Origin of the sequence: Cryobacterium roopkundense, assembly GCF_014200405.1 — a bacterium.
GTDB lineage: Bacteria > Actinomycetota > Actinomycetes > Actinomycetales > Microbacteriaceae > Cryobacterium > Cryobacterium roopkundense.
On the sequence record NZ_JACHBQ010000001.1, the window covers coordinates 4,217,608 to 4,231,365 of the forward strand.

Genomic DNA, 13,758 nt, shown 5'->3' on the forward strand with positions numbered 1-13,758 from the left:
TCTTGCGGCAACAAAAAACCGGCGATTGCATCGCCGGTTTCTTGCATTAAAGCGCTGATTCCGAGAGTGCTACCCCGGAGAAACGCCGCTATCCGGGCGTGTTCGGCGGTTAAACACCGCATCGCCCTGTTTTTGGCAGGGCGAAGCGACTTGTGAGTATTTGCGGGTTTGGGGGCCAGTGAATATTGCCTTCGGGGGCCACCGGTATTGCCTCTGGGCGCCACGCAGTCGCGCGATCGGGGGCCAGTTGAGAAAACACACCCACCGCGCGAATGTCTGTGCCGCGACCTGGGCGGCGGTGTGTTCGCGCATGTTGTGGCCGCCGGTCTCGACCCAGATGGTGTTGTGCACGGTGCGGTCCATGTTCGCGTCGGCGTGAACCCCGAAGCTGAGGCGCTGGCGCCAATCCCGTTGCGCGTCCTGGGCCCAAATCGCCGTTGATGGTCGGTCGCAATGCCACTCGAGGAGTTCCAGCAGCATGATCCTGGGGCTTTGGTCGGGCTAGTTCAGGAGCTACTCATCGGCCTACAACAGCGAAAACGTGGCGTACTCGTTCACGGACTTCGTGGTCCCGGAGGGTTGGTCACGGGCCAGCTGCCTGGCCGCTTCGAGCTCTGGCCGGAAGGAGCAAAGCCGATGGCCCCCAACAGCAAATATTCAGTGGCCCCCGAGCACGCCACTGGCGACACCACCCGGTGGCCCCCAAAGTCAATATCGGTGGCCCCCAGAAGCGCTAATACTCAACTTGTACTGCACGTAACGGAATTGTTGACGACCTGGCGGCTTAGCTCGGTGGTGGTGACGGCGCCGTGTCGGTGGGCGGCGTCGCCGCAGTGATTTCCGCGCTGGAGTAGTACGTGCTCGCGAAGGACTTGTTCTTCGTGGTGAGGGGTACTCGGGCCAGCTCGCTCTGAATGAACGTCAGAATCTTTCGGATGTTGGCTGAGACGAGCGCAAGGGTGACGGCCAGTGACGCGAAGGTATTGCCGCGGGCACGTCGCTTCATGGGGGAATCAATGTCTTCAGTCGCAGAGTCCTTGATGAATGCGTTCTGCGATTCGACGGTGTCGCGGGGGCGTAGAAGCTCTTCCACACGGGACTTTTATGCGGGTAGGTCTGCGCGTATTTGAGAGCCCTGTCCTTGGCAGGGACTTCCCCGGCGGGTATCACCGTGCCAAACGCTCCAATGCGCTCACGTCTCACGTCCACCCCGCTGCCTCCGTGTTGTGCAGAGGAGTACTAAGTAAAAAAAATGACTTTAGTGCAGAGGAGTAGGGAAATTCCATCGCTCAACACTCGCCTGCACAACCCCGGAAACACGCGGCATCTTGTGCAGACGTGAACGGAAAATGACATTTCAGCTGCGAGATGCGAGCCGCGCCTGTGTCTCAGGAACCTTTACTTTTCTGAGGCTTTCCATGGCCGCCGCCAGCCAAAGCACTGGACGACAGCGACGACGAGTGCTTCTGGACCAGCTTTCTGCGGTCGTTGAAGGCCCGCGGCCACGCCGGGTCAAGCTGGTCCTGGCTGACGCTCACACCGGCCTGAAGAAGGACATCGGGACAATGTTCCCGGGAGCGGGCTGGCAACACTGCCGGGTGCACCTCATGCGCGACGTCCACGCCGTGATCCCGCAAGGATCGCAGACTGTGGTGGCCTCGATAGCCGGACCATCTTCACCCAGCCCGACAGCGAGCACATCGACAGGCAGTTCCGCGAGGTCACCACGATGCTCGGCCGCTCGCATGGCGAGTAGCGCTTGTAGGTAGCGGTAGTCCAGCGACTCGGTAGCAGGATTCCGGGAACACGGTAGCGCTGGCGCTAATGAACTGCTGGGCTGTGGAAGGACAACGCGCAAGGCGTTGTCGTTCCATTGTTAAGGGCGGGTCATGGCGGATTATCGGAAAATATTGGGGTTGTTGCTCGAGGGGCGGAGCTACCGCGAAGTCGTAGAGATCGCTGGGTGCTCGCATCGCGACGTCGCCCGGGTCCGGCAAGAGGTCCAGGAACGAGGTGTCACCTCGGCGGTCGCGGTCAGCGACGCCGAGCTGACGGAATGGTTCCCCGACGGGCGCCGGAAAGTGTCGGCGGAGTATGACCAGCCCGACTTGTCTCGGGTTCTGGCATCAATGAAGGCGAACCGGCACTTCACGTTGCTGCTGGCGTGGCGTCGGTACGTCGACGCCAAGGACGCCGGGAAAAAGTACGGGTACTCGCAGTTCTGCGCCCTGTTCACCGGCTACCTCCGCACCCACGATCTCGTCGCGGTGCTGCGCCATGAGCCGGGTCGGGCGATGCTGGTCGACTGGGCCGGCGACACGATGGACATCGTTGACACGATCACCGGCGAGGTGGTCCGAGCGATCTTGTTCGTCGCGGTGTTGCCGTTTTCAGGGCTTCTGTTCTGCCGAGCTTACGCGGATATGAAGTCCCCGGCGTGGCTCGATGCGCACGTTCGAGCGTTCGCATTCTTCGGCGGCGTGACGCAGATCGTCGTGCCGGACAACCCGACGACCTCCACTCACCAGACACATAAGGGCGATGCGGAGCGGGTCGTCAACGCGAGGTATCAGCAGCTCGCGGATCACTACCAGACCGCGATTGTCCCGGCCCGAGTGAAGAAACCCCGCGATAAGGCGGCTGCGGAGAACGCGGTGAACGTGGTCAACAAACGAGTCATCGGCTACCTCGAGGACGACGTCTTCACGACGCTGAGCGAGTTGAATACGGCGATCGAAGAGCGCGTGCGTGAGATCAACCATGACATCCGCCGCGCCGACGACACGACCAGGTGGGAACGCTTCGACATGGAGGAGCGCGAGTTGCTCGGCCCTTTGCCCGATGCCGGGTTCGAGGATGTGCAGTGGAAGGAGCTGAAGGCGGCCCGGAATTACCACGTCACCGCGGACACGCAACGGTATTCCGTGCCCTTCGGGTTGGCGGGCAAGCTGCTGCGGGTTCGGCTGACGTCGTCCCTGGTGACGGTCTTCGACGGGCACGAGAGCATCTGCGAACATCCTCGGCTGACGGGGAGGAAAGGCCAGTACTCGACTCTTCCGGACCACGTCCCGCCGCAGCACCGCGATATCGACGGGTTGTGGTCAAGGCGGTGGTTCATCGACCGGGCGCGCAGCGTTGGGCCGGCCACCGTCACGGTGATCGAGCACATCCTCGACAGCCAGGTGATCGAGGCGCAGGGCTACCTGGCCTGCCAGAACATCCTCGACGGGCTCGGTAAGAACAACCGGGAACGGCTGGAGGCGGCCTGCCAGGCACTCGTGAACCGAGGCACCCATCCGACGTATTCGACGCTGAAACGGTTGATGGCGGCGATCGATAGTGACGCGAAGAAGCCCCGGCCGGTGACCCCGGCAGCCTCGACAGGCAAACGCAGCAACACGGTCGTGTTCCGCGACACCATCTCGGACGTTTACGTCCGCGATGCCTCCCACTACGCAGGCGACGAGGAGGGGAAGTGATGTTCACCAGCATCGATTACGACAAGTTCCGGGCCCTGCGCGTGACCCACGTCGCGACGCGCCTGGAGGAACTCATCCAAGACGAAGGCAACGACACCCTCACCCCCGAGCAGCTGTTCCTGACCGCGGTCGACGACGCGTTGGAGTCCCGTCGTATCAACAAGGTCGACAAGCTCATCCGCCAAGCTGCTTTCCCGATCCCGGGGGCCACGGTCGCGGAGGTCGACTACCGCGACGGGCGCGGGATCACCCCAGTCAGAATGCGACGCTATGCCGCCCATGACTGGCGCTCCGATGCGACGAACCTCCTCATCATTTCGCCCACCGGAGGCGGGAAGACCTACCTCGCCTGCGCGCTGGCCATCGGCGCCTGCCAGAGTGAGCACTCCGTTCTCTACTTCCGGATGGACGACCTCGCCCGAAGGCTTGTCATCGCCCGCGGCGACGGAATCGCCCATCAGAAGCTGTTGAACGAGCTCTCCAACATCGACCTGCTCATCATCGACGACTTCCTCACAGTCGGCATCGACAGCGACGCCGCCAGCGACTTGTTCGCGATCCTCGCGAACAGGGAACACCGACTACCCACGATGATCGCCTCGCAGACCGGGCCAAAGCACTGGGTCGCCGAGCTGCCCGACCGGGTCGCCGCGGACTCGATCGTGAACCGCCTCGCCAACAACGCCCGGATCATCAACCTCGGCCAGATTGACATGCGCCGGCACCGCAACGACCAAGCCCGCGCCCACGAGACCTACTGGGAGTGACCGAAGCGGCCCGGGCGCAAAACCCGGGCCGCTACCGGCTCTTCAGAACTGCGCTACCAGGTGCCTGGACTACCGCTACCATCAAGCGCCACTCGCCAGCTCGCACCCGAAGGTCGCCGCGATGCTCGTCGACGCTCTACCGGACCTACTCGCGTTCGCTGCGTTTCCTTGACGTAAAGCACACTTCTCCTGTTTAATGACCACAGAAGGGGAGTAATCCTCGCTTCGCATCGTCAATACGTTCCCGCCGCGGGTTCCGGTGCGCAGGGCCGCAAGGCAGATGAGACCTTCACGAACATTTCGTGGAGGTCTTTGTCATGACTGTCCCCCTGTGGGCGTGGTTCGCTGTCCTGGGTGTGATCCTGCTGATGCTCGCCGTTGATCTGGTCGCCCACCGCACAGCTCACGTCATCGGCGTACGGGAAGCCGCCGTCTGGTCGATCGTGTGGGTGACTCTCGGTGTCGTGTTCGGCGTGCTGGTGTGGACGTTGTGGGGGGCGGAATTCGGGCAGCAGTACTTCGCTGGCTACCTGATCGAGAAATCCCTCGCGGTAGACAACGTGTTCATCTGGGCGATCATCTTCGCCGCGTTCGCGGTCCCGCGCGAGTACCAGCACCGAGTGCTGTTCCTCGGCGTCTTGGGCGCCCTGATATTCCGCGGGATTTTCATCGCCGCCGGCGCCGCGCTGATCGAGAACTTCTCATGGATCCTGTACGTATTCGCCGCGTTCCTGATCTACACCGGGTGGCGGATGTTCCGCTCCCGCAACGACCACGTGCACCCCGAGAAATCCCGCATCCTCAAGATATTTCGCCGGTTCGTGCCGATGACCGACGCCTACCACGGGCAGAAGTTCCTGATCCGAAAGGCGGGAATCGTCTTGGCGACCCCGCTGCTGGCCGTGCTGGTACTAGTGGAAATCACCGACATCATCTTCGCCGTCGACTCGATCCCGGCCATATTCGCCGTCACGAGCGAACCGTTCCTGGTCTTCACCGCGAACGCGTTTGCCATCCTGGGGCTTCGGGCGATGTACTTCCTGCTCGCGGACCTGATCCATCGCTTCATTTACCTCAAGATCGGACTCGCGTTCGTCCTGATCTGGGTAGGTATCAAGATGCTGCTCCTGGACGTCTTCTACATCCCCACCACTATCAGCCTGGCAGTAGTCGTGACCATCATCACGGTATCCATCACGACCAGCCTCCGCGCCACCCGCGGTCAGGGCCGACGCGAAGTGCAAACCGAGGCCGCAGGGGCGTTCCGGATCGCCACCGTCGAGGAACTTGCCGCGGTCGAGCCGGTCTTCCGCCGCCGCGGACGAGTGCCCGCCGGTAGCGGGAAGGATCGCTCCGATGAGTGACCTCGACCCTTCGGTGGCACCGGTCTCTGATCCCCAGACAGTGCGGAGAGGCCGTCGAGTCTCTTCGGCGGCGGTGTTTGCGTTGCCTCTGCTCGCCCTGGTCGGCATTCTGGTCGTCGCGTGGACCGCAGGTGTCGAGGACACCTGCGGGGGCCCTGTGCCGGGATGCAGCAGTCTCCGCAATGCAGGAGACATCCCGGTGATGGTCCGGGCTGTCATCGATCAATACGATACGGAGACTCTGGTCGAGGGAGGGGAACGGGTGCTGCTGGGTGACTGGCGAAACGGCGTGAGGGTGGATCACGGGCAGTGCCTCGTCATCGAGGGTGGCCCGTTCTGGGACGCCCTCACGGTAATCGACCGCACCACTGAGGCGACCGGGGTGTGGCATCCGTTCGATGACTGGGGCGCCTGGCTGTGGCTGCACGGCGGGGCCTGCCCGGAACCGAGCGGATCACGATGACGCACGCTCCCCGCGGCTGCCAGCTCCGCGGCCCCGCGCACGAAGCGCCGGACGGCAGCATGGCCCTAGCTGGGGTTCTGTGGCCTGCAGACCTCCTCAAGCTCACCCGCCACGATGACCTGTGCGTGCACATCATCCTTCCCCGCGACAAGGACCGCTGGGCGGGACTGTTCGCCGGCGTGCGAGTGCTGGCCGAACGGACCGCGCACGTCGGGGTGCATGTGCAGCCGGAGCGTGGCGGATTCAGCATCGATCCGGTCGTACTTTTAGGATCCAGTGATCGCCGACGTCGGGCGATGCTCGTCGCGGTAATTCGGGATGCAGGCACTGCGGGTGTAGAGCTGACGCCATCGCAGGTCTACGTCGAAACCTTTAGCGCCACGCGCGCGACACTTCGGCTCCCGGTTCCCGCTGGAAGGTTCAGCGAATGGGGGCTACTGTGCGTCGCGTGGTTCCCACTCACCCCTCTGTTTTCTTCGAAACCCCAGATCCCTTGGTGATGCTGGGGTAGTCGACCGCTTTGTCGGTACCCGTATTCCTCAGCTACGGAAAGGAGCACGCATGAACTGCCCCCACGATGGAGCCGTGCTGGTGGTCGCTCGCCCCACTGGCATCGAGATCGAAGTCTGCCCGTGGCGACGACCATGGCCTGGGAGAAGACGCGGTGGTTGACGCCGGCCTTGCAGTACGTGGCGTCGAGGAACACATAGGGGTAGCCCGTCACGCCGAGATCACGTCCACGGAACGTGGCCACTTCCCTGTCGAGATCGGCGCAAATCCGGGATACTTCGGACTTGGAGATGCCGGTGTCGGCGGTAAGGGCTTTGACCAGGTCGTCAACTTTCCTCGTCGAGACGCCGTGGAGGTAAGCCTCCCTTACGACGGCGAACAGGGCCTGGTCAACACATCGGCGACGCTCGAGGAGAGCGGGAAAGAACGACCCTTGCCGCAGCTTGGGGATCTTGAGATTCAGGTCGCCGGCCGTCGTCGTGAGGACGCGCGGGCGGGTGCCGTTGCGCTGGTTGGTGCGGTCCTCGGAGCGTTCGAAACGGCCGGCGCCGATGTGCGCGGTGGCCTCGGCGTCGATGAGTTCTTGGTAGAGCGTTTCGGTCACCGTTCGGATTCGGTCGGTGACGTCGGTGAGCTTGAGTTCCGAGAGGAGCGCGAGCAGGGTAGACTGGTCTAGAGCCATCGTGTGATGTGTCTTTCTGCGAGGAACTTTGAACGGTTCTCACTGACCATCGCACGGTGGTTCGTTTCGTTGTTATTCCAACGATCGAACCCCGGGAATTAGACCACTCAGGGGGACGTGACAGCCGTGAGCCCCGGCCAACACCGGAGCTCACGGTTTTTTGTGCGTCCGAATCGGCGTTTGCCCGCATTGTGCCCACGAGTGAGACAGCTGAAGCATAAAAAATGCTCGTAGTGTTGTTGACCGGAGGGATGGCAGCAGTTCCGGATGCCGCAGATCCTGGGCGAGGTTGGAACATGCCGAGTGGCTTGAGGTGAAGTGTTCCGGTATTTGGTCGGCACTCATGGATTGCAATGGTCGCACCCTCCTGGATCGGCGTGGGTATGATTTCGTGGTGTACGGGTGTGGTGAGCGCACCGGCCGCAGCCATTGATATCGGCTGCGATGGCCCGGGTTGCGGTTCCGCACAAAGAGCAGGGCAGGCCGAGTTCGACATTGGTATGGCCAAACCCGGGCGCTCGGCAGCGCGGACACTCTGTGGCCAGCCGCTGGGCCATTTTTTCGCAGAGCGAGCGGATGGCTGCGGCGCGGGACGGTGCCTTGTGGGCACGGTAGTCCGGAAGGATTACCAGAGAGTGGCGCTGTCTCAGAAGCGCTTCAGCGGTGTCGCCGAGGACCTCGAGTTGGGTGATGTTCTTATGGGCGGTCGTTCGGTCGTTTCGGGTGCTCTGCAGTATGACTCCTTGGCCCGGGAAGCCAATAGCTAGCGCGAAGGTGAGGGCTTCGTGGGGGCTGGCGATGTGGCGTCCCCCGGGCACTGGAGATATGGTGATGCTCCCTTCGACAATTTCCAGGCCCAGGGTGTCGTCAATGAAGATGAGAAGTTCAATGTTCTTCATGAGGGGTCCGAATTCGGAGGTAAAGGTGCCTTCGGAGGCCAGGCCGAGGGCGGTTCCGGCCAATTGCATGCCGAGTTGGGCTTTCGTGCGTGCCGCCTCGCGGGGGCTGAGGGTGCGGGGGATTTCGCCAGCGAACGTGCCGAACTGGTCGGTGTCCAGACCGGTCGCCGCGGTGACGGTCGCGCCCAGGGCGTTCTGGAATGCGTCGTGGGCGAGCAATTCTTTGCCGTGCATTGTGGCGAAGGTGATGGCGCGTCCGGTGTAGGCCGTGCGAGGGCGGGTCACTGGAAGTATTCAGGCCGGGAGACGTAGGTGTCGGAGACGAACATGACACCACTGGAGGTGCTGAGAAGTTCCTGGACCGCGCCGATCAGCTCACCGGCGTTGGGCGGCGGGAGCACGGTTATGAGCATTGTTAGGGTGTCATATTCGTTGAAGAGTAAAGCCCCGGAGTGCTGGCCATGGTGTCCGATTCCGGACACCCCTGACACTGACGTGTAGCCGGTGGCTCCGGCGGAGGTGATAAGTTCGCGGATTGCGGGGGCGTCGCGGGCGGGAACGACAACCTCCAGCCGGGTCATTTGAGTCAGGTTGTTCATGGTCAGATGCCTTTCAGTGCGGTGGAGGCGACCGTCCAGCCGTAGGTCGTGTATCGGTACCACGAGGCTGCGGGGTCGGTGCGTGCGGTCAGGGTGATCCAGTCGTTGTCGAGCAGGTTTCGCAACACCTGGTTGCGCGAAACGATGCGTCCGATGCTGCCCAGGGGCGCTTGGATGATGACGGTCAGGCGCAGCGGTTCGTGGAGCAGCTGATCGCCCAAGCCAACGGATTGCCAGGGCAGGCCGCGGCGAAGGTCGCCGGCGTGGCCGGCGAGTACTCCGATGGTGCCGACGGCATTGTGAATTGTCTTCGTTCCGGCACCGAGGGTGGCGGGGTTGAGGGCGGAGAAGTAGTACTGGTGGTTGATCCACTGGGCGACCACCAAGGGTGCGGTCATGATCGTTTCCAACGCGGTACCGTCCAGGTCTAACTCTGTTTGGTAGGAGTGAAGGAACACTCGCCGGTTCAGGTTGACGCCGCGGGTCATCTGACGAGGTCCGATTATCATCGCGGCGTTTCCAGCGAGCCCGAGCTCTGGATAGACTTCCGCCCAATCGTGGGCGCGCCCCTGTACCCGGGCGGGGGAGTGCGGGGACGCTCCGGGCAGGTCCTGGGCGCGTTCCCTGACCAGCCTTTCGGCGGCGGTGTGCTGGGCTCGGTCGAAGGCGTGCGCCGCATCGACATGACTCTGCGGGATGAGGTGCCGGTCAAGGAGCGCGACGGCGTCGGTGACGGTGTTGTGCTCAGCTGCGATGAAGAAGCTGTCGGAGGGGATGTCGATTCCGCGGACCGCCAGAAGGGCGCGGACCTCGGGGTCGTTGAAGATGGCGGCGGAGGCGCGGGCATTAGCCGCTCCGGGGTTGCCGCCGCAGGCACCACAATCCAAAGCGGACTGGTACAGGTTGTTTGTCGACTCGGATGCGTGGCCGGCCAGCACGATCAGCGGGGCGAAACGGGTGATGCCCATCATCCGTACCGCGGTTTCCGCCATCGCGGTGCGCTCTTCCAACGTGAACGTGTCGGCGACTGTCACGTTGCTCGGGAGAGGGGTCGTCGCTGGGGTCAGGAATCGGTGGATTCGTGCCTGCAACGTGGGGGTGAGAGTGCGGAGCACGCTGACGGCGCCGAACAGCCAGCCAGATACCTCCGCGAACGCGAAGGGTGTGACTGCGCCGGAGTCGGCACGGTGGGTTGATCGCCGGAGCGCGTCCCGGGTGCGACCGCGCAGGACGTGGTCTTCAGCCTGTGCCGAGTGGGTTGGGTGTTCGGTGAGGTGGTGCCGTGCGGTCAGGAGGGCCGGCAACGCATTAATGCCCCCGCGGGCTCTGTACCGGGAGAAGCGCACGGGGACGCCGAAGAATCCGGCGAACCCGAACGTTTCCACGTCGGGCAGGACTTCGAGGTGACGTCGCATGCCTTCGGATCGAGGATCGATGCACATCACCAGTTGAAGTCGGGGACGAGGTGTGGAGGGACCGGTGGTCCTAAGGGCGTCCATCAGGGTGGCTCGGTAATGCAGTTCGTAGGCCTTCTGCCACGTCAAAGCGTGGTCGGACAGCGGATGGGTGGCCAAGACCCAGCTCACGGCCACGGTGTCGCCCCGGTCTGCCCGACTGCCGGCAATCGACCGGGCAACCTGCTCGGCCCTGTTCCAGAGGGACGGTGGCGTCTCGTCGGCCAGGACCGGTCTGTGGGGTGATAGCAGGCGGGTTGCGCCGAGCACGGCGTTGAGGGTCAATCTCACGCCCAGGTAGGAGAGCAGATCGATGTCCCCGATCTTTTCGGCCCGCCACTTGATGTGGCTGACCCAGCCCGGCAGATGCTGGAGCTCGGTTCGGAGCGTCTCTGTCACCGCCTCCGGCGGGACTCCGAGTTTGCCCAGCGCCCACGACAGTGCGGCGTCGGGCTCGCCGGGCAATTCGGCCAGCGTGCGGCGCGCCGCTCGGGGGAGTGCCGGGTCCCGCCGGGCCAGGGTTCGCCACGCTTGGTAAAAGCCGTGCTGCTTGTGGGGCATCGCCCAGAGCGGGTCCGGGTTCAGGTAGGACGACACCCAGGTGGCCAAGTACTCGTCCAGCCAGGGCGCTGATGGTGCAGTAGCGGCGGGAGAATGCCACTGCGCGTTCTTCATGTCCAGGATAGCCACGCTCATCGCCGACACGCTTTTCCCGCCGAGGGTGAGCTGGCCGGCGAGTTCGGGGACGCGCTCGATCAGTGCTGCCTCGAGGTCTGCGGTGACGATGCGGCCACAGGCGGCGTCGGCGAGGTAGGCGTCTCGGGACCGGGCGAGGACCACGCCCGGGGTGACGGCCGTCTCGAATGGACGAGTTTCGTGGCCCGCGAGAGGGTTCACAGCAATGAAGGACTCCACCGGCCAGGACGGGACAATGTCTTGGGCCGCTCTGGCCACTTGGGCACGAAGAATCAAATTCATGACAGCACTCCTGTGGTCACTGGCGGGCGGGGGATAGCGGGCGGGCGGGGGAGGGCGGTCGTCACGGTTCTGGAGTAAACGAGGTCGCGCAGGTGCACAGTCCGGTACGGGTTGCGGGAGAGCAGTTGGACCGCGATAAGGCCGACGGCGGGCACGGCCAGCAGCCAGGCGGGGGCGGCGTTGATCGTGGTCGAGGGCTCCAATGTCGTTGTGAACACCTGCAGAAGGGCCACATATCCGAACGCCAGCACCACTATGGAGGCCGTGCCGGTGAGGAACGTTCGGGGGGAGAAAGTGGTGCCCAGCGCTGTGCCCAGGGCAACGCCGGCGGTCACGGCTACGAACATGAGCAGAGCGCTTCCGGCCGGTGACACGGTGGGGGCGAAGACCCATTTTGCTGCGGCCAGCGCCGCCAACGGAACCAGCGCCGAGATGGTCACGGCTGCAGCGAGTGCAAACGGAGAGTGGACCTTTCGGGGTGGCAGGTCCCGGTCGATGGCGTGCTGGCGCACCCCCATGCCTGCCCCGAGAAAGAGAGTCGACTTGAACAGGGAGTGGGCTACCAGATGGAAGATTGCGGCCGCAAACACGCCCAAACCGCAGGCCATGATCATGAACCCCATCTGCGCCATTGTGGAGAACACCAGCCGTCCCTTCACATCCGGCCGGACCAGGCGGACCGCCGATGCGTAGACCAGCGTCACGGCACCGGCCACAAAGACCCCGATCATCACGGCCTGGTGCGGCGCGATGGCCGGGGCGAATCGGATCAGCAGGATCGCACCGGCGTTGACCACGCCGGCGTGCATCAGCGCAGACACCGGCGTGGGCGCCGCCAACGTGAACGGCAACCAGCCATGGAAAGGGATCTGGCTGGAGCGAGCCAACGCCGAGACCACGAGGAGCGCGGCACTGGTCAGTTGAACCGGAAGCGGCAACGACTCCGCGACCGCACCAAGCTGATCCAGACGAATGTCTCCTCGGGCGGTAAACAGCAGGATGGCGACCGGAATCAGGAAAGCGGTGTCAGCGATCATGAACCGGAATCCGGCGCGCCGGATCCCATCGCGGGCCTGCGCAAGCGGGAGATAGGTTGCCAGGAGCATAACGAGGGCCGCCCCCGCTCCAATCCAGGCGACGGTGAACAGGGCCACTGACCCGGCGCACACCATCACGACGGTGAAACCGGTGAGCAGGTTGGCTGCAACGACAAACCAGACCTGTCGAAGGTCGCCCCGGAGGTATCGAATCGCGAAGACCTGAATCAGCGCGCTGAGTCCCAGCACCAGCATCGACAAGATCAACGCCAAGGCATCCAAGCTCACAGAGGTGGACCCGAACACCACCTCTTCGGGCTGGTACGGCGCGGCAGCGGACGCGATAGCGACCGAGACAGTCGTGACAAACCCTATCCCGACCACGATCGCCGCCAAGCGGGCGGCCCTGTCCCCGCCTGCCCCCACCCAGCCGAGGAGCGCGGCGCAGAGCCCTGCGATCCACGGCGTGAGTGTCACTCCACCCACAACAAACCAATCAGACATCGCCACCTCTCAAAGCACGACTTATAAAACAGGAAAAGCATAGCACGTGTTTAGTGTCTGGAATTGAGTGTAGAGAGAAGTTCGTCGGGTGGGAGATAATTGAGAGATGGCGACCTGGACGTTTCTGACCAATCACGCCCACGTGTTGTTGTGCGTGGCGGACAACGCGAACGTGCGGCTGCGCGACGTCGCCGTCCAGGTCGGTATCACTGAGCGAGCCGCACAGCGCATCGTCACCGAGCTGGAAGAGGCGGGCTACCTAGACCGCGAACGCGAAGGACGCCGCAACACCTACCGGCTTAACACCGCGATGCCACTTCGGCATCCCCTGGATCGCGATCATCGCATCGGGGAGCTTCTTGCTGCCTTCGCCAACAGTCAAGGCAAGTAGCAGATCCGCGGGTCTCGCTGTCTGACTCCGTATGGGTGTGCCTGGCTGCCGTTCTTCCCGCCGCCGCTGTCGCTGGCTCGACTTCTCTTGGGCCCGACCGCCGAGCGAAGTCCACTGTTGCGAGGGATAGCCACCATCGGCAGCGGGGAAGAATTCACTACTGTCGCTGTGCGAAATGGCTGCGGCGACTTTCGGCTGGCCTGCCGAAATTGTAGCCCTGGAACGATTCGGTGGCCCCGAACCCGGAGGTCAGCAGAAATCGAGGCCAACGGCCTGTTGGCGCGGTGAAGGTCGTCTTGGAAACTATTTCGGCAGGTTTACTGACGGAGTTGCCCCGTGGCCGAAAACGGTAGACACCAAGTTCCACCCCGTGTCGTTCTCACCCTCGGGCTCGCCGACCAGACTGAAGTGCTGTCTGCTGCGATTCTCGCGAGCAATTGCTTCCGCGGGGCGGGGGCCCACGCCATCTGGCTGCCGGCCCTGCGCGCGAACTCGTGGTACTGATGGGACGCGCGGCCCTCGTGGCCAGCGAACTCAGAGCCTGCTGGGCCGTGGCCTGGGCCGACCTTCGTGACACCCCGACCCGGGCGGCACCCCTGCCGACCTGGAACTGCTCGACCTAATACCGGTT

General features: G+C 63.6%; 13 protein-coding genes and 2 pseudogenes. 8 read left to right on the top strand and 7 right to left on the bottom strand.

The genetic code is table 11. The features are described from left to right. Positions 1-69: 69 nt before the first annotated feature. Entirely contained in the window at positions 70-480 is a 411-nt protein-coding gene (locus tag BJ997_RS19575) for a hypothetical protein (RefSeq protein WP_052542524.1), read from the bottom strand. A gap of 304 nt (positions 481-784) precedes the next feature. Then, on the bottom strand, positions 785-1,093 hold the full coding sequence (locus BJ997_RS19580; protein ID WP_035838420.1) for a hypothetical protein: 309 nt from the start codon (positions 1,091-1,093) through the stop codon (positions 785-787). Between the two features lie 353 nt (positions 1,094-1,446). Between BJ997_RS19580 and BJ997_RS22000 the strand changes: the two are divergent. The 6 genes and pseudogenes from BJ997_RS22000 to BJ997_RS19610 form a co-directional block, all read left to right on the top strand. Continuing rightward, positions 1,447-1,747: pseudogene (locus BJ997_RS22000) on the top strand (transposase); the annotation flags it as partial. Positions 1,748-1,889: 142 nt separating this feature from the next. After that, positions 1,890-3,479 (top strand): IS21 family transposase, encoded by a 1,590-nt coding sequence (gene istA / locus BJ997_RS19590; RefSeq protein WP_035840902.1) that lies wholly within the window; start codon positions 1,890-1,892, stop codon positions 3,477-3,479. After that, positions 3,479-4,246, top strand: coding sequence for an ATP-binding protein (locus tag BJ997_RS19595; RefSeq protein WP_035840905.1), 768 nt, complete (start codon positions 3,479-3,481; stop codon positions 4,244-4,246). The genes istA and BJ997_RS19595 overlap by 1 nt, the downstream gene beginning before the upstream one ends. Positions 4,247-4,563: 317 nt before the next feature. Beyond that, a complete protein-coding gene (locus BJ997_RS19600; protein ID WP_035836686.1) occupies positions 4,564-5,610 on the top strand; it encodes a TerC family protein in 1,047 nt (348 codons plus the stop codon). Continuing rightward, a complete protein-coding gene (locus BJ997_RS19605) occupies positions 5,603-6,073 on the top strand; it encodes a hypothetical protein (protein ID WP_035836685.1) in 471 nt (156 codons plus the stop codon). The genes BJ997_RS19600 and BJ997_RS19605 overlap by 8 nt, the downstream gene beginning before the upstream one ends. After that, a complete protein-coding gene (locus tag BJ997_RS19610) occupies positions 6,070-6,573 on the top strand; it encodes a hypothetical protein (protein ID WP_035836684.1) in 504 nt (167 codons plus the stop codon). Before BJ997_RS19605 ends, BJ997_RS19610 begins: the two co-directional genes overlap by 4 nt. Positions 6,574-6,701: 128 nt before the next feature. On the opposite strand, the pseudogene BJ997_RS19615 reads toward BJ997_RS19610, so the two are convergent. The 5 genes and pseudogenes from BJ997_RS19615 to BJ997_RS19635 all read right to left on the bottom strand — a co-directional run. Continuing rightward, a pseudogene (locus BJ997_RS19615) lies at positions 6,702-7,265 on the bottom strand (transposase); the annotation flags it as partial. 341 nt (positions 7,266-7,606) lie between these two features. After that, positions 7,607-8,449, bottom strand: coding sequence for a DUF6671 family protein (locus tag BJ997_RS19620; protein ID WP_052542252.1), 843 nt, complete (start codon positions 8,447-8,449; stop codon positions 7,607-7,609). Further along, positions 8,446-8,763, bottom strand: a complete 318-nt coding sequence (locus tag BJ997_RS19625; protein ID WP_035836682.1) for a P-II family nitrogen regulator — start codon at positions 8,761-8,763, stop codon at positions 8,446-8,448. Before BJ997_RS19625 ends, BJ997_RS19620 begins: the two co-directional genes overlap by 4 nt. Positions 8,764-8,765: 2 nt before the next feature. After that, entirely contained in the window at positions 8,766-11,195 is a 2,430-nt protein-coding gene (locus BJ997_RS19630; protein WP_035836681.1) for a DUF2309 domain-containing protein, read from the bottom strand. Next, positions 11,192-12,736 (bottom strand): proton-conducting transporter transmembrane domain-containing protein, encoded by a 1,545-nt coding sequence (locus BJ997_RS19635; protein ID WP_052542251.1) that lies wholly within the window; start codon positions 12,734-12,736, stop codon positions 11,192-11,194. Before BJ997_RS19635 ends, BJ997_RS19630 begins: the two co-directional genes overlap by 4 nt. A gap of 106 nt (positions 12,737-12,842) precedes the next feature. Here BJ997_RS19635 and BJ997_RS19640 point away from each other — a divergent pair, with 106 nt between their 5' ends. Next, on the top strand, positions 12,843-13,127 hold the full coding sequence (locus BJ997_RS19640) for a helix-turn-helix transcriptional regulator (protein WP_035836680.1): 285 nt from the start codon (positions 12,843-12,845) through the stop codon (positions 13,125-13,127). Positions 13,128-13,463: 336 nt separating this feature from the next. After that, positions 13,464-13,631 (top strand): hypothetical protein, encoded by a 168-nt coding sequence (locus tag BJ997_RS19645; RefSeq protein WP_160175872.1) that lies wholly within the window; start codon positions 13,464-13,466, stop codon positions 13,629-13,631. The last annotated feature ends 127 nt before the right edge of the window (positions 13,632-13,758 follow it).

Excerpts from the sequence above, each read along its gene's own strand:
- BJ997_RS19575 (WP_052542524.1), bottom strand. The coding sequence starts at position 480 with ATGCTGCTGGAACTCCTCGAGTGGCATTGCGACCGACCATCAACGGCG.
- istA (WP_035840902.1), top strand. The coding sequence starts at position 1,890 with ATGGCGGATTATCGGAAAATATTGGGGTTGTTGCTCGAGGGGCGGAGC.
- BJ997_RS19595 (WP_035840905.1), top strand. The coding sequence starts at position 3,479 with ATGTTCACCAGCATCGATTACGACAAGTTCCGGGCCCTGCGCGTGACC.
- BJ997_RS19600 (WP_035836686.1), top strand. The coding sequence starts at position 4,564 with ATGACTGTCCCCCTGTGGGCGTGGTTCGCTGTCCTGGGTGTGATCCTG.
- BJ997_RS19605 (WP_035836685.1), top strand. The coding sequence starts at position 5,603 with ATGAGTGACCTCGACCCTTCGGTGGCACCGGTCTCTGATCCCCAGACA.
- BJ997_RS19610 (WP_035836684.1), top strand. The coding sequence starts at position 6,070 with ATGACGCACGCTCCCCGCGGCTGCCAGCTCCGCGGCCCCGCGCACGAA.
- BJ997_RS19625 (WP_035836682.1), bottom strand. The coding sequence starts at position 8,763 with ATGAACAACCTGACTCAAATGACCCGGCTGGAGGTTGTCGTTCCCGCC.
- BJ997_RS19630 (WP_035836681.1), bottom strand. The coding sequence starts at position 11,195 with ATGAATTTGATTCTTCGTGCCCAAGTGGCCAGAGCGGCCCAAGACATT.
- BJ997_RS19635 (WP_052542251.1), bottom strand. The coding sequence starts at position 12,736 with ATGTCTGATTGGTTTGTTGTGGGTGGAGTGACACTCACGCCGTGGATC.
- BJ997_RS19640 (WP_035836680.1), top strand. The coding sequence starts at position 12,843 with ATGGCGACCTGGACGTTTCTGACCAATCACGCCCACGTGTTGTTGTGC.